General features: G+C 43.3%; 19 protein-coding genes. 13 read left to right on the top strand and 6 right to left on the bottom strand.

What is annotated here, in order from left to right:
- Position 1: 1 nt before the first annotated feature.
- From L0B18_RS07265 to hemF, 8 genes are all read left to right on the top strand, one after another.
- Positions 2 to 703, top strand: coding sequence for a response regulator transcription factor (locus L0B18_RS07265; RefSeq protein WP_234570816.1), 702 nt, complete (start codon positions 2 to 4; stop codon positions 701 to 703).
- Positions 704 to 824: 121 nt separating this feature from the next.
- Entirely contained in the window at positions 825 to 2,222 is a 1,398-nt protein-coding gene (locus L0B18_RS07260) for a sensor histidine kinase (RefSeq protein WP_234570814.1), read from the top strand.
- A gap of 161 nt (positions 2,223 to 2,383) precedes the next feature.
- Complete coding sequence (hemH, locus tag L0B18_RS07255; RefSeq protein WP_234570812.1) at positions 2,384 to 3,499, top strand: ferrochelatase; 1,116 nt, start codon at positions 2,384 to 2,386, stop codon at positions 3,497 to 3,499.
- 3 nt (positions 3,500 to 3,502) lie between these two features.
- Positions 3,503 to 4,762 (top strand): glutamyl-tRNA reductase, encoded by a 1,260-nt coding sequence (hemA, locus tag L0B18_RS07250; RefSeq protein ID WP_234570809.1) that lies wholly within the window; start codon positions 3,503 to 3,505, stop codon positions 4,760 to 4,762.
- Positions 4,755 to 5,669 carry a hydroxymethylbilane synthase gene (gene hemC, locus L0B18_RS07245; protein ID WP_234570807.1) on the top strand — a complete coding sequence of 305 codons (915 nt, stop codon included), beginning with the start codon at positions 4,755 to 4,757 and terminating at the stop codon, positions 5,667 to 5,669. Before hemA ends, hemC begins: the two co-directional genes overlap by 8 nt.
- A 46-nt stretch (positions 5,670 to 5,715) precedes the next feature.
- Positions 5,716 to 6,468, top strand: a complete 753-nt coding sequence (locus L0B18_RS07240; protein WP_234570805.1) for a uroporphyrinogen-III synthase — start codon at positions 5,716 to 5,718, stop codon at positions 6,466 to 6,468.
- An 11-nt stretch (positions 6,469 to 6,479) separates the two neighbouring features.
- Positions 6,480 to 7,529 carry a uroporphyrinogen decarboxylase gene (gene hemE / locus L0B18_RS07235; RefSeq protein WP_234570803.1) on the top strand — a complete coding sequence of 350 codons (1,050 nt, stop codon included), beginning with the start codon at positions 6,480 to 6,482 and terminating at the stop codon, positions 7,527 to 7,529.
- Between the two features lie 164 nt (positions 7,530 to 7,693).
- On the top strand, positions 7,694 to 8,602 hold the full coding sequence (gene hemF / locus L0B18_RS07230; protein ID WP_370647534.1) for an oxygen-dependent coproporphyrinogen oxidase: 909 nt from the start codon (positions 7,694 to 7,696) through the stop codon (positions 8,600 to 8,602).
- 147 nt (positions 8,603 to 8,749) lie between these two features.
- On the opposite strand, the gene L0B18_RS07225 is transcribed toward hemF, so the two are convergent.
- Entirely contained in the window at positions 8,750 to 10,669 is a 1,920-nt protein-coding gene (locus L0B18_RS07225; protein ID WP_234570799.1) for a DEAD/DEAH box helicase, read from the bottom strand.
- Between the two features lie 102 nt (positions 10,670 to 10,771).
- Here L0B18_RS07225 and L0B18_RS07220 point away from each other — a divergent pair, with 102 nt between their 5' ends.
- A complete protein-coding gene (locus tag L0B18_RS07220; RefSeq protein ID WP_234570797.1) occupies positions 10,772 to 11,119 on the top strand; it encodes a four helix bundle protein in 348 nt (115 codons plus the stop codon).
- A gap of 58 nt (positions 11,120 to 11,177) precedes the next feature.
- Here L0B18_RS07220 and L0B18_RS07215 read toward each other — a convergent pair whose 3' ends face one another.
- From L0B18_RS07215 to L0B18_RS07195, 5 genes are all read right to left on the bottom strand, one after another.
- Positions 11,178 to 12,071 carry a GntR family transcriptional regulator gene (locus L0B18_RS07215; protein WP_234570795.1) on the bottom strand — a complete coding sequence of 298 codons (894 nt, stop codon included), beginning with the start codon at positions 12,069 to 12,071 and terminating at the stop codon, positions 11,178 to 11,180.
- A gap of 92 nt (positions 12,072 to 12,163) precedes the next feature.
- Positions 12,164 to 13,192, bottom strand: a complete 1,029-nt coding sequence (locus tag L0B18_RS07210; protein ID WP_234570793.1) for a zinc-dependent alcohol dehydrogenase family protein — start codon at positions 13,190 to 13,192, stop codon at positions 12,164 to 12,166.
- A gap of 43 nt (positions 13,193 to 13,235) precedes the next feature.
- Complete coding sequence (locus L0B18_RS07205; RefSeq protein WP_234570792.1) at positions 13,236 to 14,096, bottom strand: TIM barrel protein; 861 nt, start codon at positions 14,094 to 14,096, stop codon at positions 13,236 to 13,238.
- 178 nt (positions 14,097 to 14,274) lie between these two features.
- Positions 14,275 to 16,941 carry a DNA mismatch repair protein MutS gene (gene mutS, locus L0B18_RS07200; RefSeq protein ID WP_234570790.1) on the bottom strand — a complete coding sequence of 889 codons (2,667 nt, stop codon included), beginning with the start codon at positions 16,939 to 16,941 and terminating at the stop codon, positions 14,275 to 14,277.
- Positions 16,942 to 17,054: 113 nt separating this feature from the next.
- Positions 17,055 to 17,789: an NUDIX hydrolase gene (locus L0B18_RS07195; protein ID WP_234570788.1), complete on the bottom strand. Its 735-nt coding sequence runs from the start codon at positions 17,787 to 17,789 to the stop codon at positions 17,055 to 17,057.
- A gap of 188 nt (positions 17,790 to 17,977) precedes the next feature.
- Between L0B18_RS07195 and L0B18_RS07190 the strand changes: the two genes are divergently transcribed.
- The 4 genes from L0B18_RS07190 (at position 17,978) to L0B18_RS07175 (ending at position 20,979) form a co-directional block, all read left to right on the top strand.
- The gene (locus L0B18_RS07190; RefSeq protein ID WP_234570786.1) at positions 17,978 to 18,901 is read left to right on the top strand and encodes a YihY/virulence factor BrkB family protein; all 924 of its coding nucleotides are present in this window, start codon (positions 17,978 to 17,980) and stop codon (positions 18,899 to 18,901) included.
- Positions 18,898 to 19,485 carry a DNA-3-methyladenine glycosylase gene (locus L0B18_RS07185; RefSeq protein ID WP_234570784.1) on the top strand — a complete coding sequence of 196 codons (588 nt, stop codon included), beginning with the start codon at positions 18,898 to 18,900 and terminating at the stop codon, positions 19,483 to 19,485. The genes L0B18_RS07190 and L0B18_RS07185 overlap by 4 nt, the downstream gene beginning before the upstream one ends.
- A gap of 160 nt (positions 19,486 to 19,645) precedes the next feature.
- Positions 19,646 to 20,269: a YceI family protein gene (locus tag L0B18_RS07180; RefSeq protein WP_234570782.1), complete on the top strand. Its 624-nt coding sequence runs from the start codon at positions 19,646 to 19,648 to the stop codon at positions 20,267 to 20,269.
- A gap of 152 nt (positions 20,270 to 20,421) precedes the next feature.
- Entirely contained in the window at positions 20,422 to 20,979 is a 558-nt protein-coding gene (locus tag L0B18_RS07175; RefSeq protein ID WP_234570780.1) for a DUF6580 family putative transport protein, read from the top strand.
- The last annotated feature ends 5 nt before the right edge of the window (positions 20,980 to 20,984 follow it).

Here is a 20,984-nt window from a genome sequence, read left to right as displayed (position 1 = left end):
TATGATTCTGAAACACACCATATTATTGGTAGAAGATGAGGTAGAACCTGCAGAAATGTTGGCCAACTATCTTGAAATGGATGACTACAATGTATTGCTTGCACATGATGGGAGAAAAGCACTCGATTTGATCGATAAACATGCCAGCGATATTCATATTGCCGTGCTCGACATTATGGTTCCATACGTCAACGGAAAAGAAATTTGTAGTGTCATTCGCAAACATCCCGTGCTGGGTGATATTCCCGTAATTTTCCTTACGGCCAAGGATAAAGAAAAAGATGAAATTGAGGGATTAGAACTCGGGGCCGATGACTACATCTCCAAACCGGCCAGCCTGAAACTCGTGAAGGCACATATTGAATCTCTGTTGAGGCGCCAACAGCCTCAAACCAGCAAATGGATTCATCACGGAGACCTTCTTCTGGACACTAATGGCAAAGATCTCTACCATAAAGATCAACGTATTGACCTGACGTCTACCGAATACTCGCTGATTGAACTCTTTTTCCAAAACCCTAAACGTGTTTACAGCCGCCAGGAAATCCTGGAGCATATTGGTGGTGATGACAAGTTTGTTTTCGACCGTACAGTGGACGTTCATATCAAAAATCTGCGGCTTAAATTGGGCGATGCTGCCGATATGATAAAAACCTACCGGGGAATTGGTTATGGGCTGAACCGGGACCTGCTGACTGTTTAATTTGTTAGTGGCTTGTGGTTAGTTGTGTGTAGCCGTTGAATATGCCTAAAATCAATAGAAAAAAATTGACACCTAATAACTGACCACTCACAACGAAAAAACAACTAACCAACAGAAACAAATGAGTATCCGCTCGAAACTTGCCTGGACGTTTATTCTTCTGCTCATTTTTGGGATTACAGCCATCAGCAGTTACTCTATTCTTTTTATCCGCAATTATCTGTTGGATCAGGGTGAACGCCAGCTCCTTAACGATTCGGAATGGCTGGCTATAACCATCCAAAATTTACAAGTTGACGGGAATTTCGAAACCAATCTGAATGAAGCCGCACGCACGTCGGGATATCATCTTGCCATTTATGATTCTGATGGAAGAATTTATGCTGAGGTACCTTACAATGCAGAAATGAGGGCCGAGGAGTCATTGCCAGATTCGCTGACTCAAAGGCTTCGGCAAACTGACGATGTTCTTCTGAATGATAATCCCGAGTCGGAACAATTTATCACATTTACCCATCTGGAGGGAACTGAGAATCCTGCCGAATATTTGAGGGTAAGCATTTTTAAAGACCAGGTTTATGCCCCCATCAAAACCATTCGGTGGATTATTTATACCGGCATGTTTATCTCGATCGGGCTGGTCATCGTTGTTAGCATTTTGTTTTCCAGATACATTTCCCAACCCATTCTTGAGCTCGAATCCACCGCCCGGGATATAGCAGAAGGCAATACAAATCAAACACTGAACCTGGACCGAAAAGACGAATTTGGAACGTTGGCCGATTCCCTGAACCGGATGGCCGACCGCCTTCGCGCTGACAACCTGGAACTGAAACGTATGTACCAAAAACAGAGCCAGTTTTTTGCAGATATCGCGCATGAAATCCGAAATCCACTTCATACAATCTCCGGTGCACTTGAAATGCTGGAGATGCATGAACTTGATGAGGATATGAAGAAAAAGTATATCAAAACGGCATCGCGTCAAACACACCGCATCAACCGGCTGTTTAAAGATTTGGTCACACTTCAAAGATATGATTCTGATGACCATTTCATCGAGAAAAAGCCATTTGATCTGCAGCTCATGGTCAGCATGATGAAGGAGATGCTGGAGCCGGAAGCCCAGGAAAAAGGACTTTCTTTAAAATGCGACAACGAACCGAATCGTGTGTTTGGCGACCCCGATAAAATTGAGCAGGTTCTGGAAAATCTGGTATCAAACGCAATCAAATTCACTTCGGAAGGGTCGGTTCAGATCAACACCCGAACTGAAGGAAACTCTGTGATTGTTGAAGTGGAAGATACCGGGATCGGAATCTCAAAAGAACATCTCGATCGGTTATTCGACCGTTTCTACCGCACCGACAAAGCACGATCAAGAGATAAGGGCGGCACCGGTTTGGGGTTGGCTGTTGTGAAGGGCATCTTAAACGCACACGGCACGGAAATTCATGTAGAGAGTGAACCCGGTATGGGATCGAAGTTCTGGTTCCGGCTTGAACGGGTGAACGCATGATTTTAAAAATCGGCCATTTCATCTCAATGAAAGCATTTTCGGATCTCGATCTCAACTTGAGTAGACCAAATCTAAGTAAGCCACTCTTCACGATTCCTTCATAATAAATTGGTTGTTTACACGACTGTAAAGGAACCGTCTGTCTTAAATCTGAGAATTGTATGAAAATTGGTGTTGTCTTGATGAATCTGGGAGGTCCCACAAATGAAGATAATGTGAGAATCTTCCTGAAAAATCTGTTCAGCGATGAAGATATCATCAAGCTGGGTGGTGGCACTGCACAAAATATTTTTGCCAACCTGATCTCAAAATTCCGTGCCCCGAACGTGGCCGAAGATTACAAAGAAATTAACGGCTGCCCGAAAGGTTGTACAGGCAGCAAATATTGCTTCAACAAACAAAACAAAGTTGTATCAGAGTGTTGTTCTCCAATCAACGGATTGACGGAAAGACAGCGGCGTTCTCTCAGAAAATATTTCAAAAAAAATGTGCCGGATGTTGATGTAAAAGTGTACACCTGTATGAGATATTGGCTGCCTTTTGCCGATACAATCATGGATGAAATGGTTGAAGATGGAATTACACACGCTGTTCTTATGCCTCTCTATCCCCAATTTTCCTGGACAACCACCGGAAGCAGTTTCCGCGACTGGGAAACCGTGGCTAAAGAAAAGTTCCCGAACGGGAAAAAACCATGGCAGGAATTTCATGTAAAGAATTACCACCGGAATGAGAACTATTTAAAAGCGATCAATGACCGGATTGATCAGGCTCTTTCCGAGATGGATGAAGAGACCCGTCAAAAAACGCACTTCATTTTCAGCGCTCACGGAACCCCGCTTCTTGAAGTTCGCAGCGGAGATCCGTACACCGTTGAAATCAAGGAAACGGTGGAAGCTGTTATGGATCGGCGGGATGATAAAAATTCTTACTGGCTCAGTTTTCAATCGAAAGTCGGCCCCCAAAAATGGACTCAACCAAATACTGAAAATCTCGTGCGACGACATTTGGAATATGGAATCAAAAACTTTTTGATGATTCCGATTGCCTTTGTAACCGATCACATTGAAACGTTATATGAACTGGGTGTGGAGCTCGTCGAAAATCTGGAAGGAGAGGGATTTATATTTGAAAATATGAAAGTGATGGATGGCCTCAACGATCATCCCGATTTTATTAAAGCATTAGCTGAAGAAACCGTAAATTGCTTAAAACACGAGATCAAAACAGACGTTTTTTCAGACAGTAAGGAATCACAAAAAGTTGTTAACGTTTAGCAAATGGTTCATCCAACCGTTCAGGATTTTATAGCTATTGGGATCAATCACTGGGATGCTCCTGTAGAAATACGAGAGAAATTCAGCCTTGACACAGAACGAAAAGAGTTGATGCTTCAGGGCTCGAGACGCGAAGGTATTGAAAGCATGTTTATCGTCTCGACATGTAACCGCACTGAAGTTTTTGCCCAAAACGCTACGGCCAATGAGGTCATTCGTTTATTAACAACCTACAGCCACGGCACTCTCAATGAATTTCACAGGTACGGATTTGAATTGGAAGGCGAGCGGGCCATCCGGCACCTTTTTAAAGTAGCCACCGGGCTCGATTCTCAAATCCTGGGCGATCTGCAGATCGTAAAACAAGTGAAGGAAGGCTATGAATATTCCGCCACCCAGGAAATGATTTCAGGAGAATTGCACAGGCTCATTCAGCACGTATTCCGCGCTCACAAACGCTCCCGAAACGAAACTTCCCTGGGGCACGGAGCCGCAACCGTTGCTTATGCCGCCGTTAAGTTTGCCACCCGAACGTTTGATAATCTTACAGACAAAAATATTCTTCTCGTAGGCACGGGAAAAATTGGTAAAGTTACCTGTAAGAACCTGGTTAACCTTGGTGCGGGCAAACTCACGTTGATCAACCGTACGCGTGACCGCGCCGAATTTGTAGCTGAGAAATTTAACCTTGAAGTAGCCGACATTGACGATCTTCCCGAACAAATTGCAGAGGCCGATCTTGTGATTGTGGCTACAGGCGCAGAGACACCAATTATTAAGCTGGAGCATATGAAACCTTCCATCGGCCAGCCGAGATTCAAAATTATGCTGGATTTGTCCGTACCCCGAAATATTGATCCGGAAGTTTCCTCGCTTGAATTTGTAGATGTGGCCAATATGGATATGCTCAGTGATGTAACGGACGAAGCATACAAAAAAAGGCAGGAAGAAATTCCACTGGTGAAGAAGATTATTGAAGACGAGTTTGCAAATTATAAACTCTGGCTCGATGAGCAACGGGTTGTACCCACGATTAAGGCGCTTACCCAAAAATTCGAAAATATTCGCGAAGATGAACTGGAGTTCTTCCGAAATAAAATTGAAACCGACGATTTTGATAAAATTGACAATTTGACTCGCCGAATCGTGAACAAATTGGCTGCATATAGCATTGAACATTTAAGAAACCATTATCAATCAGATGATGTTGCCGATATGGTAAAACAAATGTTCAAACTCGAGTCGAAAAACGGTCATGAATAATCCCATCCGAATTGGAACACGGGACAGTCAACTCGCCACCTGGCAGGCACAAACCGTTTCCAACAAATTACAAGAAGCCGGACATTCTACAGAAATTATTTTTGTGAAGAGCGAAGGAGATCTGGATCTGACTACTCCTCTACCGGAAATGGGCGGAAAAGGAGTCTTCACCAAAGCTTTAGATGATGCTCTTCTCGCCAATAAAATTGATTTGGCCGTTCATTCCTACAAAGATTTACCCACAGAAAATCCGCTCCCGTTAAAAATTGCGGCTGTATTAGAACGGGAAGATCCGCGGGATTCACTTGTATCTCCAAAAGGAACAGATTTTTTGGATGATGATTCCATCGAAGCCGTGATTGCCACAAGCAGTAACCGACGGAAAGCGCAATGGCTTCATCGCTATCCGAATCATACCATCACAAATATCCGCGGAAATGTGAATACCCGCCTTCGGAAAGTTGAAGAAAACGAGTGGCAGGGTGCTATTTTTGCCGCAGCCGGTTTAAAGCGAATCAATTTAGACCATCATATATCCGAATACCTGGACTGGATGGTTCCTGCACCTGCACAAGGCGCTATGGCCGTCATGATCAGAGAAGACGATGCTGAAGCGTATTCCGTGGTCTCAGAACTCAATCATACCGAAACAGCTCTTTGTACCAGTATTGAACGGGAATTGCTCAACGAAATGGAAGCCGGATGCAGTGCACCTGTCGGAGCATTTGCCTGGATTGATGGAAATGATCTTATCCTCCATGCTGTTGCATTGAAGACAGATGGAACTTTACAGTACGATATTGAACTTAAAATTCCTTCAGACCAGGCTGAGGGCCTGGGACGAAAAGCCGCCCGAGAACTATTGGAACAGGGCGCAGACAAACTGGTACAAGAAATGAAGGAGTAGCTGTGTACCAGTCTTTTGAATACTATTATTGAATAATAAAATACACATGAATCAACCACTTGATATTTTTGCAACCCGCGAACTGACAGACGAACAAATTGAATATGCTGAAAAACTCGGCCTTAATGTTGTCATTGAACCCGCTATTGAGATTGAATTCCGGGAAGATTGGTTCGCAATTGAAATGACATTTAAATCAACAAAGAAACCGGTTATCGCTTTAACCAGCCAGAATGCAGTAAAAGCAATAGAATTTTTCCAAAGTACGGGTGGTAAAATCCCCAAAGACGCCACCTTTTATGCCGTTGGCAAAAAAACAGCAGAAACAATCGAAAAGCTTGGATTTAAAGCCATTGTGCCCGAGCAACAAAATGGAGTAGGCTTGGCCGAAAAAATTGCTGAAGATTTCTCTAAAATGAAGGATTCAGAAAAACCGACCGTTCTCCACTTCTGCGGAGACAAACGGCGTGATGAATTCCGCCAGTTTTTAAGCGATTCTGACGTTCATGTAAGAGACATGGTGGTTTACAATACCATTTTGAAAAACATGCGGCTTCCGAATCATAAAACTGATGGAATTCTTTTTTACAGCCCAAGCGCCGTGCAGGCCTTTCGCGACAGTGGTGGCTTTTGGAACAAGAACCTTCCTGAACTTTTTGCCATTGGGGAAACAACAGCCGAAGAGCTTAGCATCGAAACAGGCAAGCATGTTCATGTATCGCCGGAACCAAACACGAAGGATCTCCTGCAACATGTTGCAGACGTGCTGAATAAAGAGAAGACTGAAGTTCTCTCTTGAGGATTTATTGAATGAGCCAGACATTTCCCCCACTTAAAAATGATCTGTTTCTTCGGGCTTTAAAGGGTAAAGATGTTGAACGTCCTCCCGTTTGGATGATGCGCCAGGCAGGGCGTTATCTACCTCAGTATATGAAACTGCGGGAGAAATACTCCTTTTTTGAGCGTGTTGAGACTCCCGAACTCGCTTGTGAAATCACCATTCAACCCATTGATGAGCTGGAACCGGATGCAGCGATCATCTTTTCGGATATTTTGACGATCCCACAAGCACTGGGAATTGATGTTGATCTGGTCCCCGGTAAAGGGCCGGTAATGGGAAATCCCATCAAAACCGTAGATGACGCTTTTTCTATTCTTGCCGAAGACGTTCCAAAGAAGTTGCAGCATGTGATGGATGCCATCACACTTACCCGAAAAGAACTCAATGGACGAGTTCCTTTAATCGGTTTTGGCGGCGCTCCGTGGACGCTATTTTGTTATATGGTTCAGGGTGAAGGCTCACGGAATTTTGACAAAGCAAAAGCTTTCCTGACTCAACAACCGGATGCTTCCCGCCATGTGATGAAAGAACTCACAAAAGCCACCATTGACTATTTAAAAGCACAAATAACCGCTGGCGCACAAGCTATACAGGTCTTTGATTCCTGGGCGGGGATCTTGAGCCCTGACGATTTTAACGAGTGGTCTCTTCCCTACCTCATGGAAATTTCAAATGCCATTAAGGAAGTGCCTGTCATTGTGTTTGCCAAAGGAGCTTGGTATGCGCTGGAACGGCTTGCTTTCAAAAGCGGCGCTTCTGCACTGGGCCTCGACTGGACCATCTCTCCTGAATTTGCACGCGAAAAAACAAGAAACAACGTAACCCTGCAAGGGAATTTTGATCCAACGCATTTGCTGGGACCCATCAAAGACATTGAGTTGAAAACCAAGCGCATGATTGACCGGTTTGGAACTCAACGATACATCACCAATTTGGGTCATGGAATACTACCGAATGTGCCGGTTGATCACGCAAGGGCTTTTGTTGAAACGGTGAAGAATTACAAAAGTGAACCGTGAAAAGGCAAACGAAAAACCTCCCCTCTTTAGAAGGGACGAATTCAAGAGTGTTCAGCGATGAATCTCTGGGGTGTGTTGAACGTTGAGTAAGCATCAAATTTGTATCGAATCTCACGCACAGCAAACACACCCTTCGCTAGAATCAAACCAATTACATGTCATCCATAAAAACACAATTCATAACCTACATCCAAAACCTGCAGAACGAGATCTGTTCTTCTTTTGAGGAAATTGATGGACAATCAACGTTCCGTGAGGATAACTGGGACCGCGAGGGCGGCGGTGGCGGTAAAACCCGTGTCATCGAAAAAGGAACCGTATTTGAAAAAGGCGGTGTGAATATTTCTACCGTTTATGGTGAGCTTCCCGATCCCATCAAAAAGCATTTCAATGTAGATGGCGGTTGGTTCTGGGCCGGGGGAATTTCACTGGTGATTCATCCCAAAAGCCCAATGATTCCAACTGTACACGCCAATTTCCGTTATTTCGAATTGTATGATGATGAAGATATGACAAACCAGGTGGATGGATGGTTTGGCGGCGGTGCGGATTTAACGCCATACTATTTGTTTGAAGAAGATGCCCGGTACTTTCATCAAACGTACAAAAGTGTTTGTGATAAGCATGGCGAGGATCTGTATCCAAATTTTAAGCAACAGTGTGACGAGTATTTCTTCAATACACATCGTGGTGAAGCCAGGGGAATTGGCGGACTCTTCTTCGATTATCTTCGTGCTGATGACAAACGAAGTCTTCAAGATTGGCACGCTTTTGTTGAAGACACAGGTAAAGTTTTTCTCGATTCATACATTCCAATCGTAAAAAAGAGAATGGACAAGAAGTATGGTGAAGAAGAACGATACTGGCAGGAAATTCGTCGCGGCCGATATGTCGAGTTTAATCTTATTCACGACCGCGGAACGCTTTTCGGTTTAAAAACCCGTGGACGAATAGAATCCATTTTGATGAGTTTACCACCGGAAGTTCGATGGGATTATGATTACAATCCTCAAGAAGGAAGTCGTGAGGAAGAATTGATTGAGGTTTTGAAAAATCCGAAGGAATGGGTTTAAAAAAAGCTGTCATTCAGAACGAGGCCAGTGCTTTTTTCTGGACGACTGAAGAATCTCGTTGTGTAGGTTTATGTCCCATTACAATGAGATTCTTCACTTCAGCTCTCTCCGTTCGCTTTCGTTCTGAATGACATATCCTATCTCGTTTTAAACCATCCTCCCTAACAACCGCCCCAAAAACTTATTCCCATACATTTTGTTGATGTGATTCATATCGGCAATCACAACCAACTCTTTCCGGCTTCGGGAGAAGGCAACATTTAAAAGACGTGGTACGCTCATACCATTTTTCTCTTCATCAAACGGGCGCACTGAATAATGTCTTGTCCGGCCTCTCTGTTCTTCTCCGCTCATTACCGTATCAAAAATGATGTAATCCTTTTCACGTCCCTGGAAAGTGTGGATCGTGCCGACTTCTACATTTCGTATTCCGGCATCATAAAGTCGATTTCTCAAATCATAAACCACACTTCGAAACGGCACGATAATCCCAACCTGCTCCATAAAAATGCCACGCCCTTGCATGTTTTTAGCGAGCCGTTCTATCACACTTTGATGAATCAAATTCACCGGTTTAAATCCTCTCTCACCCGATTTCTGTTCTAAAACCGGTCTGTATTTTGAGGTATCCACCAAGTGAAAGGCCCGGTCGGAAAGCTCACTCAGCGAAGCTTTTTTCAGTTTTCCTGTTTTGAGCCGCCCTTCATAAAAAACCGTACTGATGATATCTGCGAGTGACGACTCCAACCGATACTGCGTATCAAAAAATGAAGTGAATTCCGGGTGATTGTCATGCCATGCAAAAAGATCTTCGCTGCTACCTGCATTAGCAACGGTTGTAAAAATATCCTTCTCAAGAAAATCGCGGGATTCCTGGTCCGATGTCAATGCAATCGGCGGCAACTGCATGGGGTCACCCACCACCACCATATGCCATTTGGCGTGCGACGCCAGCACCATCAAATAAGGTAAATTTGCCATCGAGCCTTCGTCTACCACCACGGCATCAAATTCAAGATCGTGAAAGAGGTCGGACGTACAAACTTTGGCAAGAGTCGTAGCAACCAACTGCTTTTTCCAAAGCTCTTTTCGGTCACTGATTTGAGTCAGTTCTTCAATCTTTGTCTCAAGCTGATCTCTCCCACCGGCATCTTCCAGCTTCTGGTCAATCAACTTCAATTCCAGTTCCTGGTTCGATGTTGGTTGTTTCCCGTTTTGAAGTCGTTTCTCAACAGATCTTAATGCCGCCTCTCTTCGGCTCAACAGGTCAATCCATTCACCAGCTTCTTCTTTTTTCTTCTGATGGGTTTCTTCGATTTGAACTGAAAACTGGTAGGAATCAAGCCTATCATGATCCAGCACTGCATCACCAAACCGTGTAATCCTATTTTGGTTGATATGCGCTTCAATTTGGTCCAATGCATGGAGAGCACTCAACAATCCCACATCTACCGCGCGATTGGTATTGGATGCAAACAGTACTTTTTTACCCTGAGCCAAATAATTGGCTATGATATATCCAAGTGTATCGGTTTTACCCGTACCGGGCGGGCCCCAGATAAAAAGCGACCTGCATTTCATCGCCTTTTCAATGGCATCTGCCTGAGCTTCATTCCTCTTCTCGTCATGAATGATTTCACCATTCGACGGAATAATTTCCTCTGCCGGATTAAAAAGTCTCTCCAGCCGTTTTGACGCGTCCTCTTTTTTATCGTGCAGTTTGTCAAGCTCAGAAAGTGTCCGTTTCAGTACAAAATCATTCTCCCATTCCAAATCCACCTTTTCGATGGCTGTCCCGATTTTTTCGGGGAATCTCAGCACGACAGTTTTTTCTTCAAACGAAACCGGATGAATCGACCAGTCCTTTTCATCAATGGTAGCTTTAATCTCTTCTGCAAATCGTATTGAGGGCTGATGACATTCAAAACTATAATCCGCGTAATCACCCACGCCGCTATTCACAAGCTCTCCATTAAACAAAATTTCGGTGGATGGTTTTTCCCGGACGGTTTCAATCTCCGATTCCAGAGCAGACTTCGCTTGGCGGATCAGTTCCTTGATGTTCATTCTTTAAGTGAAAAGTGAGAAGTCAAAAAGTGAAAAGTTTGGTTTTGTAAGGGTTTTAAAGTTCTTGGTTCTTACAGATGAACCCAAATAAATTTTCAAAAAATGTTAAATCTCAATCACAAAAAATTAAATGTCTGGAAAAGAAGTATTGAGCTTGTCACAGAACTTTATGAAGTCACAAAATTACTACCAGACCATGAGAAATTTGGCCTGGTCAGCCAGCTTAGAAGAGCGGCTGTCTCCATCTCATCAAATATATCTGAAGGAGCGGCGAGAAAATCTAAACTTGAAAGAAAGAGGTTCTTTGAAATTTCAAGATCATCTTTAGTTGAAATAGATACTCAAATTGAAATCGCTTTAGTTCTTAATTACTTATCAAAAGATCAGGTCAGTTCTTTAAATAAACTAACCAATGAAACATTCGCCATGTTATCATCACTCACAAAATAAGAGTTGAAAATGTATGAAGTAAAAGCCCACTTTTCACTTTTTGACTTCTCACTTTTCACTACTGATCCCACAACTCAGCCCGAATCGTCTCGGCACTTTTTTCTGAAATGATATATTCCAGTTTAATGCGATTTTTCTCGGGGATTTTTGCCTCTACCAAACGGGCGCTGGCAGGCGTGTAGACGATCAAATCCGTATTTCGGACAAAAAGCGGCAACGATTTTCCATACGTTGCGCCGGCTACAAATGCCCCTTCAAACTTGATTAATGTTTTAAGCTCATCAATGATTTTTGGAATGGTTTCTTCCTCGGCTGTAACCAAACCAATTGCCTCAATTCCGGATCGATCGATGATAGAAAGAAGAACATCCGCGTCGTAATGAAAAACAACCGGCAACACACGGATCGATTCACTTAAATTTCGGAATTCATTGACCAAATAGATCGGCACAAAAAGGGCGTCGTACCTGATCAGGTCATCATAATCTGCTGATTTAATAACGGAACTTTTCACTCCAATCTGATTTTTGATCGAATCCGAAAGCAACTTGGCCAGTTCAATCGTTTCCCCAACTGTGGCAATGCTCTGAATTCGGTCCGGCCACTCCATAAAGCTCATCTGCTCCTCGAAAATTGCCTCCACTTCAGATTCATCCAAACCGTACCCAATGAGCTCTTCCAGCAAAATCTGGATTTTTTCCGCCCCCAACTCTAATCGCTCCGATTTATCAAGCTGGGTGCTTTGATGGGTAACAATAAACCCTCGCCCCTGCTCGCTTTCAATCAATCCTTCATCAGCCAACTGCTGGTAAGCCTTCCGAACCGTGTGAAAACTTGCTCCCAACTGTTTTCCCAATTCACGTGTGGAAGGCAGCATTTCTCCAACCTGGAACTGTTTGGTGGAAATCATCAACCGGATTCGATCGGCAATATGTTTGGCAGAGTGTTGCAAGATTCAGGATTCAGGATTCAGGATTCAGGATTCAGGGAACAAGATAGCGCAAGCATCCCGCTTGTGCTCGCGATTCTTCGGAGTTTACAATACTAACATATTTGCAAAACTTTACCGCCTTTAATTTTTCCCTGTTTGATTTCCATGATGGCGTCATTGGCTTTCTCCAACGGGAATAACTGAACATCTGGTTTGATGCCGGCTTCGGCGGCGATTTTGAGCATCATTTTTACATCGTTTCGGGTGACATTCGCCACCGATTTAATTTCTTTCTCCATCCATAAATGCGTGGAATAATCAATCTTCTGAAGATAATCGATATCTGAATCCTGTTTGCGAATGGCATTGATGACAAGACGTCCACCGGGAGCAAGATTTCTGAGGGCTTCCACATCCGGTTTCCAAACCGGGGTTGTATCGATAATCGCATGTAATGGTTCGGGGGCTGTCTCTTCCGTTCCCCCGGCCCAAACAGCACCCAGCTCGAGTGCAAACTTCCGCTCATCCGGGTTTCTTGCAAATACAAATACGTCGCTTTTTGGATACAAATAATGGACCATTCGAAGAACCAAATGGCCTGAAGCCCCAAATCCGGTCAGGCCAAGCCGTTTTCCATCCGATAAGTTTGTCAGTGATAAAGATCGATACCCAATCGCGCCGGCACACAACAACGGAGCGGCTTCTTCATCATTCAGTTCATTCGGAATTTTATAGGCAAAATCGGTGGGAGCGGTCATGTATTCTGCATAACCACCGTTTTTATCGCGGCCGGTGGCTGTAAAATCTTTGCAAAGATTTTCTTCTCCCTCCTTGCAATGATAGCACTCACCACAAGCAGAATAGATCCACGCGACACCGACGCGTTCGCCTTTCTTGAAATTTCCAACACCTTCCCCATACTCTTCCACAGTTCCAACAACCTGATGCCCCGGAACAACGGGATAAATTTCGGGCGGAGTTCTGCCTTCAATTTCATCCAGTTCTGTGTGGCAAACACCGCACACCGATACTTTGATGAGAATCTCGCCTTTTCCCGGTTTTGGCTTTGGAATATCGGCAAGCTTTAAAGGAGAGTGATTCCGGTTTAAGTCCTCAACACCATGTAAAAGCATTGCTTTCATAAACCGGAATCATTTTTATCAAATTAACTTGAAATGCTGCTGATTAAATATCCAGGTTTTTCATGTATGCAGCATCTTCGCGGGCAGCATCCAGCGGAGTTGTATCGGTGTAAGCTTCCTGCTCTACAATGAAATACTCCATTCCATTTTGTTGAGCCACATCCACGATAGCCGGATAATCAATCGTACCTGTACCCAAAATAACGGACTCAGGATCGTCACCGCCTGAAGAGTCTTTTACGTGACCGCTGGTAAATCTTCCGCTATATCTTCTCATCCATTCGGCAGGATCTTCTCCGGCTGCAACCACCCAATAGATGTCCATCTGGAACTTGACCAAATCCGGATCGGTATTTTCCATCATGACCACTTGTGGAATTTCTCCATCCTGCTCTTCAAATGAGTAGGCATGATTGTGATAAGCAAACTTCATTCCCGCATCGCTGGCAATTTGTCCCATTTCGTTGAACTGCTCTGCAAGTGAGTAAAAATCATCAATTGATTCCTGTGGTCCTACGTACGGACAGGTGATGTAAGGAACGCCAATTTCCGAAAGCTGCTCTACTTTTTGTTCAAAATCCTGAAATACATTTGCATGGGTGGAAATCATGGTCAGACCATTATCATCCAGAAACTGTTTGAATTCAGTATTGCTCATGCCCCAGAAAATTCCCATCTGGCCTTCATAACTCTCGATTTGTTTGTAGCCAAATTCGGCAAGACTTTGAATCACTCCCTGCGGATCATCTCCAATGATATCTCTCAACGTATAAAGTTGTATTCCAAACGTATTTGTCTCCATTTCGGCAGCAGCGCATGATTTCAAAAAGGGCAAACTGCTTAATGCCGCTCCTCCGGCAAGAAGACCTGATGTTTTGAGAAAAGAACGACGTGTAAATTCCATATCTGTTTTTATTTTGGTTGCCTGTTTTTATTACTGATTGAGCTGAGCGAATACCCCTGCAACTTTTTTAAACCCAATCAGATAAGTAGAATACATAAGAAAATGTACACCTTCAATTAAGATATACTCAAAAGATGTAAGAAGGAAGCATTTATGATCCCCTGAGAAACCGGGCCATTTATTTTACAATTCTTTTCAATTCACTGAGCAGCAACAGGGCTTCGATGGGTGTCATCCGTTCCGGATCGCTGGCTTCCAGCTTATTGATGACGGTTTCTATCTTGGGATCAACATGGGTATCAAACAACGTCATTTGGGGAAGTTGTTCCTGTTTTTCAACCTCTTGGGTTGTTTTCCTGGCCGCTTTCTTTTTGGCCGCTGTTTTTTGGATGGCGCCATTTCCTTCATGGCTCACATCAAGCGAGTGACTCTCCAGGTTTGATAAAATCTCTTTTGCCCGATTGATCACCGCCTGCGGCAATCCTGCCATATTTGCCACCTGGATTCCGTAACTATGGTCGGTTCCGCCACGCACCAGCTTACGCATAAAAATTACTTTGCCGTCGTGCTCCTTCACCTGGATATTGAAATTTTTGATCCGTTCGTATCGGCTCTCCAGTTCATTCAGTTCATGATAGTGTGTTGCAAAAAGTGTTTTTGCGGCCACTTCAGGTTTGTTATGGAGATATTCGGATAATGACCAGGCGATACTCAAGCCGTCAAACGTGCTGGTTCCCCGCCCTACTTCATCCAGAAGAATAAGCGATTTTGGCGTGGCATTGTTGAGAATATTGGCTGCCTCATTCATCTCAACCAAAAATGTACTTTCACCGGCGGCAAGATTATCGGATGCACCGACACGCGTAAAGATTTTATCCACCAAACCGATGGTTGCTTTTTCAGCCGGGACAAAACAACCAAGCTGAGCCATCAGTACCAGCAAACCAGTCTGACGTAATATGATACTCTTACCAGCCATATTCGGACCGGTAATCATCAAAATCTGGTATTCGGAATTGTCCAGATAAATGTCATTGGGAATAAAAGGCTCGCCCGCAGGCAGGGTTTTTTCAACCACGGGATGACGGCCTTTTTTCACATCAATAAGATCCTCATCGTTCACATCGGGTCTTACGTAATTATTTCTGAATGACACTTCCGCAAAACATTCCAAACAATCGAGTTCAGCTAATGCTGCTGCAACCTGTTGAATCTCATCGGCAAATTCTGCAACATACAACCGAAGCTCTTCAAAAAGTTCACTTTCCAGTGTTTTGCTCTTATCTTCGGCAGAGAGAACTTTTTCCTCAACATCTTTGAGTTCAGGTGTGATGTATCTTTCAGAATTAACGAGTGTCTGCTTCCGGATGAAATGGTCAGGCACTTTGTCTTTGTGAGTATTGGTTACTTCAATGTAATAGCCAAAAACTTTGTTATACCCGATTTTCAGGGATGAAATGCCGGTTTCCTTCGCCAGTCCATCTTTGATCTTGGCGATGTATTGTTTCCCGTTCCGGGCAATTTCCCGAAGTTCATCCAGGTTTTTATCAAATCCGTCAGCAAAAATTCCACCATCACGAATACTGGCCGGCGGATCTTCTTCAATAGCATTTTCAATCCGTTCCTGAACATCCACCAATAGTTTCAAACGGCCATTAATTGAATCCAACAGTTCATTATCGGATTGGGAAATCTGGGCTTTTACTCTCGGAATTTGAGCCAGAGAAAGTTGAAGTTGCTTTAAATCCCGTGCATTGGTTCTTCCAACACTGATTCGGCTAATCAGGCGTTCCAAGTCTCCAACCTGTCCAAGCTCTTCACGAAGTTCATGTCTTCGTTCATGTTTTTTATAGAGCCAATCAACCGCTACCAGTCTTTTCTCAATGGACTTCACTTTCTTCAGAGGCCGATTGATCCATTTTCGGAGAAGCCTCCCTCCCATTGCCGTAACCGTATCATCCAGTATGGAAACCAAAGTGCCATCGGTTCCGCCTTCCTGCATGGTGGTAATCAGTTCGAGATTCCGTTTCGTTGAAGCGTCCAGCGACATATAATCAGTATTCTCGTAGGCGTACAATCTTCGCAAATGAGCCAGCGAAGACTTCTGCGTCTCCTGCATATAGTGTAAAAGTGAACCGGCCGCCTGGTGAGCAATTTCCAGTTCTTCAACCCCAAAACCTTTAAGCGAGTGGGTATTGAAGTGGTCGGTCAATAAATTGTAACCATAATCACCCTGGTACACCCAATCATCTATAAAAGTGGCATTATATCGGGAAACTTCATCAGGAAGATTATTCTTGTACTTTTTCTGAAGGAGAATTTCCGATGGTTGAAGCGATTGCATCAGGGCATCCAATTCTCCTTTGGAAACCTGGCTCAGGGCAAACTCTCCGGTTGAGATATCTGAAAATGCGATGCCTGCGGTTCCGCCCACCCAATGAATCGACGCGATATAATTGTTTCGCTTGTGATCGAGCAATTTTTCTGAGAGCGTAACACCTGGAGTAGTGATCTCGGTAACCTCGCGCTGAACAATTTTGCGTCCGGCTTTTTTCGCCTCATCGGGATCTTCGGTCTGTTCGCAAATGGCCACTCGATAGCCACGTTTAACAAGCTTTGGCAAATACGTATCCAGGGCATGGTAGGGAAACCCGGCCAGAGGAGTCTGATCGCCCCCGTTATTTCGTTTTGTAAGAGTGATACCCAGTTCCTTGCTAATCAGTTGGGCGTCATCCGAAAAGGTTTCATAAAAATCACCGACCCGAAATAGTAAAATGGTTCCGGGGTGCTTCTCTTTAATATCAAAATACTGCCGCATCAACGGCGTCTGTTTCTTCTTACTCATGCTGAGATTTGTGCACTAATTTTTGCTCACTCCAAGGTATAAAATGTTGTACACTTTATACTAACAAGTGGGCATTATTGTCAAACTAAATCAGGTACTTTTAAGATAAGCCTTTACTCTTTATCACTCGAGAATCTATACAGATAGGGAGAACGGTGTGCTTTGCCTGTTTTCTTCTTCCCGAGACGCTCAAGATGACCGGAATCCATCATTTTGCGATGAAATCCTGTGCGGTGTAATTTCTCACCCAAAATCGTTTCGTGAAGTTTCTGCAGATCTTTCATTGTAAAGGTATCAACCAGGAGATTGGCGCCGAGCAATTTATCATCCACATGATCTCTCAGATAGAGAATAGCTTTATCTATAATTTTTTGATGATCCTGGATCAGTGGCGGAATTGAATCCAAATCACACCATGAACATTGACTCGATAAAAAACCGGCCGTTGGTTTAACTTTTTTATAATCAACCAAAGCCACATAGCCAACGGATACAAACCTTCTCAACAACCAATGGTCTTTATCAAAATCCAATCCGTTACTTCTCATGATGATTTCCATCGCCTCAGTATCGTTTCGATCACTTTTCCCAAACGTATGAAACTGGCTGAGATAAATATCTTTTAATCCTGTGCGTTCGTAAAGTGCCCGGGAAGCCGCCGTATCTAAATCTTCATTTTTCTCGATAAATCCAGCAGGCAATGCATACAAATCGGTATTCTCGTATTCCATGATCAAAATCTTCAACTCCCGTTCATGGTATCCCACTATGACGCAATCAATTGCCAACCCCGGCTGGTATTTGTCCCAAAAATCTTCAGTTGGTTTTTTTAGCTCTTGTTGCCCCATTCCTACTACAATTGACTATCCAGAGGTTCAAAATTTTAACGTACACATTTACACTTTCAAGTGGTTATAAAATAGAACTTTTCGACTATAAATAAGAGCTATTTATTTCTGCCCCTTTCATATTTCGCACAATCTGTAAAACCATCCCTTTGAGTTTGAAGAGGGATCAGCTTATTTTCAAATTTGCTATGTTTGAATTCGAAAAAAACAAATTTAAGCGTTTCTGGAAGCTGGTTGGAGAGCTGAGCATGAAGAAAGATGTTTTTTTCAATGCTTCGGCTATTACTTTCAATCTTTTCACCTGTGCTGTTCCATTCACACTGATTATCATCTCTATCCTGGGATATATTTTATCCATTGATGCGGCTTTCAGTGAGTTGGTTCGATACGGCAGGGAATTGCTACCTCAATTCAGTTTTGAAACTCAAAGCGGAGATGTTTTTGAAGGCGCCGTGACCATTGAGGCACTCATTCAACCTTTGGTTGGTGCACGTCAAATTTTTGGGATTGCCGGGATCATTATTTTGATGTTTTTTGCCCAGGGCCTCTTTCATACGCTCAAACACGTGCTGTTCGAAGTTTTTGATATCAAAGACCGAAAAAGTGCCGTTATGGAGCTCGTCTATAACTTTTTTGCATTTGGTGTTGTGGGAGGCGTATTCATCTTTTTTACAATGGCCGTCTCGTTTATCTCACTCTTTTCTTTTGATGATTATGCTATCCCCTATACAGAAATTGTTATCGAGTTTGGATGGATTTCAGATTGGCTGACGGGAATCGTCCCCATCCTCTTTACATTTGTACTCTTTTATGTGATTTACAGGTACATCAGTGAACGCCGTATGAATGCCAAAGTAGCATTTGTTGCGGCCCTGCTTTATACCCTTTTATTTGAACTGGCAAAAAGCGGGGTAAGTATTTACCTGGAATATGCGTTTACAGCTTACCGTTTCTACTATCAGGGCTATGCCGCTCTCCTGATTATTGGTCTGTGGGCATTTTATACAGCTGCTCTTTTTGTAATTACATCCATCATGGCGCGAGCCTTTCAGGAAGTGTACCTTGAACAGGCACCTGCTATCGAGAAAAATCCATACACAGCCATTTCGTGAAACCTGATTCATCTAAAGTACTTCCGAAATCTTTCTATGAGAACCCCGACGTGGTTGACGCCAGCAGAAAACTCCTTGGCAAAGTGATCTGTACAAATATTCATTCAGGGTTTACAGCCGGAATAATTACAGAAACCGAAGCTTACTGCGGACGTAACGACAAAGCCTGCCACGCAAATAACGGCCTTCGAACTGCCCGAACCGAAGTGATGTATGGAGAACCGGGTCATGCCTATATTTATCTGTGTTATGGCATTCACCATCTCTTAAATGTGGTTACAAATCAGGAAGGATTGGCTGACGCCGTTTTGATTCGGGGTGTTCGTCCACTGGAAGGAGTGGATATAATGATAGAGCGGCGAAATATTACGAATCATAAAAACCTGGCGAATGGCCCCGGAAAACTCACGCAGGCATTGGGAATTACAACCGGCCTGAATGCAGTAAATCTATCCAAACCTCCTCTCTGGATTGAAGACCGCGGAATTGAATTCCAGGAGAAGGAGATCAAAATTACACCTCGTATTGGTGTAGACTATGCCGAAGAAGACGCGCTCAAACCGTGGCGATTTGTTATTGAGTAAACTGTTTTTCTCACTATAAATTTCAAAATTCCTACAGATTTCATTCAGATTTCGACCAGAATCAACTGTTACTTTCCGACAGAAAAATGCAATGGAACGAAACGGTTGAAATAATTATTTAGTTCAACATTAAACAAATTAATAATAAACTGAACCACAAATGAAAGTATTTAAAAAAACCTTAGTCACATTATTTACCATCACACTTATTACACTCTCTCAAAGCTTTGCTACTGATGGAGACATTCTTCTGATTGATGAGTGGAGCATTGACAAATCTCACAGTAATGTCAATTTTACCATCACTCACTTCTTCACTCCGGTTGACGGAGCTTTTGAGGAGTACACTGCAAATATTCAATTCGATCCAAACGATCTTGAAAACAGCAGTATCGATGTAACGATTCCGGTATCCGGCATCAATACAGAAAACGAAAGAAGGGATAATCACCTCAAATCTGAAGATTTCTTTAATGCTGAGGAATGGCCAAACATTCATTTCGTAAGTAATAGCATTGAGCAAACCGGTGAAAATCAATTTGTTGCTCATGGCGAACTGACCATCCGCGACGTTACCCGCGATTTTGAACTTCCATTTGAACTGCTTGGCGTTATGGACCACCCGATGCGAGAAGGACAAAAAGTGGCGGGAATCACCGCAAATGCCAAGCTCAACCGAACCGATTATGGTGTGGGAGTTGGCGATTGGGCCGCCACCGCTGTTGTTGGGGATGAGGTTGATATTCAATTAAATCTGGAATTAACCGCACCAAAAAGCGAATAATTTTCAAGCGATATTTAAGGTAGAAATCAGCCGCATTTCTGAGTTGTGAAATGCGGCTTTTTTTATTTCACAATTATATATTTTCGAGCTCACACTTTTGCGAATCTTCTGTTATATTTAAGGAATTAATATGAACGACTATTAGTGAGTCAATGAATAAAAAAACGATTTTTATTGTTACGGGTTTGATCATTTTTGCAGCACTGACCCGCCTGCTTCCACACGCATATAATTTCACTCCAATCGGTGCAATTGCCCTTTTTGGCGCAGCTTATTTTACCAGGAAAAAGTGGGCCCTGATTGTTCCGCTTATTGCAATTTGGATCAGTGATTTGCTTCTCAATAATATCACATACGCTGAATATTATGATGGCTTTACCTGGTTTACAGGTGGATTTCTTTACTTGTACGGAAGCATCGCGATGATTGTAATTCTGGGATATTATCTCCTCAAAAAAATTACCTTCGGAAGAGTTCTTGGCGGTGCACTCGGAGCATCCGTCATCTTTTTCATTATCAGCAACTTCGGTGTTTGGGTCAGCGGGTCAATGTACCCAATGAGTTTTGAAGGCTTGATGGCCTGCTACACAGCAGCAATTCCATTCTTTCATTATACGATTGCCGGTAATGTAGTTTATTCCGCTGTACTGTTTGGCGCCTACGAATGGATAAAAGCAGCTTATCCGGCTCTTCAACCCGTTGAAGCCTGAGTACT

Origin of the sequence: Rhodohalobacter sp. 614A (assembly GCF_021462415.1) — a bacterium.
In the GTDB taxonomy this organism is placed as follows: domain Bacteria; phylum Bacteroidota; class Rhodothermia; order Balneolales; family Balneolaceae; genus Rhodohalobacter.
The sequence above is the reverse complement of the archived record's forward strand: the minus strand, read 5'-3'. Positions and strand labels throughout refer to the sequence as shown.

Excerpts from the sequence above, each read along its gene's own strand:
- L0B18_RS07195 (WP_234570788.1), bottom strand. The coding sequence starts at position 17,789 with ATGGGGCAACAAGAGCTAAAAAAACCAACTGAAGATTTTTGGGACAAA.
- L0B18_RS07180 (WP_234570782.1), top strand. The coding sequence starts at position 19,646 with ATGAAAGTATTTAAAAAAACCTTAGTCACATTATTTACCATCACACTT.
- L0B18_RS07240 (WP_234570805.1), top strand. The coding sequence starts at position 5,716 with ATGAATCAACCACTTGATATTTTTGCAACCCGCGAACTGACAGACGAA.
- hemA (WP_234570809.1), top strand. The coding sequence starts at position 3,503 with ATGGTTCATCCAACCGTTCAGGATTTTATAGCTATTGGGATCAATCAC.
- L0B18_RS07190 (WP_234570786.1), top strand. The coding sequence starts at position 17,978 with ATGTTTGAATTCGAAAAAAACAAATTTAAGCGTTTCTGGAAGCTGGTT.
- L0B18_RS07205 (WP_234570792.1), bottom strand. The coding sequence starts at position 14,096 with ATGGAATTTACACGTCGTTCTTTTCTCAAAACATCAGGTCTTCTTGCC.
- L0B18_RS07210 (WP_234570793.1), bottom strand. The coding sequence starts at position 13,192 with ATGAAAGCAATGCTTTTACATGGTGTTGAGGACTTAAACCGGAATCAC.
- hemC (WP_234570807.1), top strand. The coding sequence starts at position 4,755 with ATGAATAATCCCATCCGAATTGGAACACGGGACAGTCAACTCGCCACC.
- L0B18_RS07260 (WP_234570814.1), top strand. The coding sequence starts at position 825 with ATGAGTATCCGCTCGAAACTTGCCTGGACGTTTATTCTTCTGCTCATT.
- L0B18_RS07265 (WP_234570816.1), top strand. The coding sequence starts at position 2 with ATGATTCTGAAACACACCATATTATTGGTAGAAGATGAGGTAGAACCT.
- mutS (WP_234570790.1), bottom strand. The coding sequence starts at position 16,941 with ATGAGTAAGAAGAAACAGACGCCGTTGATGCGGCAGTATTTTGATATT.
- L0B18_RS07175 (WP_234570780.1), top strand. The coding sequence starts at position 20,422 with ATGAATAAAAAAACGATTTTTATTGTTACGGGTTTGATCATTTTTGCA.
- L0B18_RS07220 (WP_234570797.1), top strand. The coding sequence starts at position 10,772 with ATGTTAAATCTCAATCACAAAAAATTAAATGTCTGGAAAAGAAGTATT.
- hemE (WP_234570803.1), top strand. The coding sequence starts at position 6,480 with ATGAGCCAGACATTTCCCCCACTTAAAAATGATCTGTTTCTTCGGGCT.
- hemH (WP_234570812.1), top strand. The coding sequence starts at position 2,384 with ATGAAAATTGGTGTTGTCTTGATGAATCTGGGAGGTCCCACAAATGAA.
- L0B18_RS07225 (WP_234570799.1), bottom strand. The coding sequence starts at position 10,669 with ATGAACATCAAGGAACTGATCCGCCAAGCGAAGTCTGCTCTGGAATCG.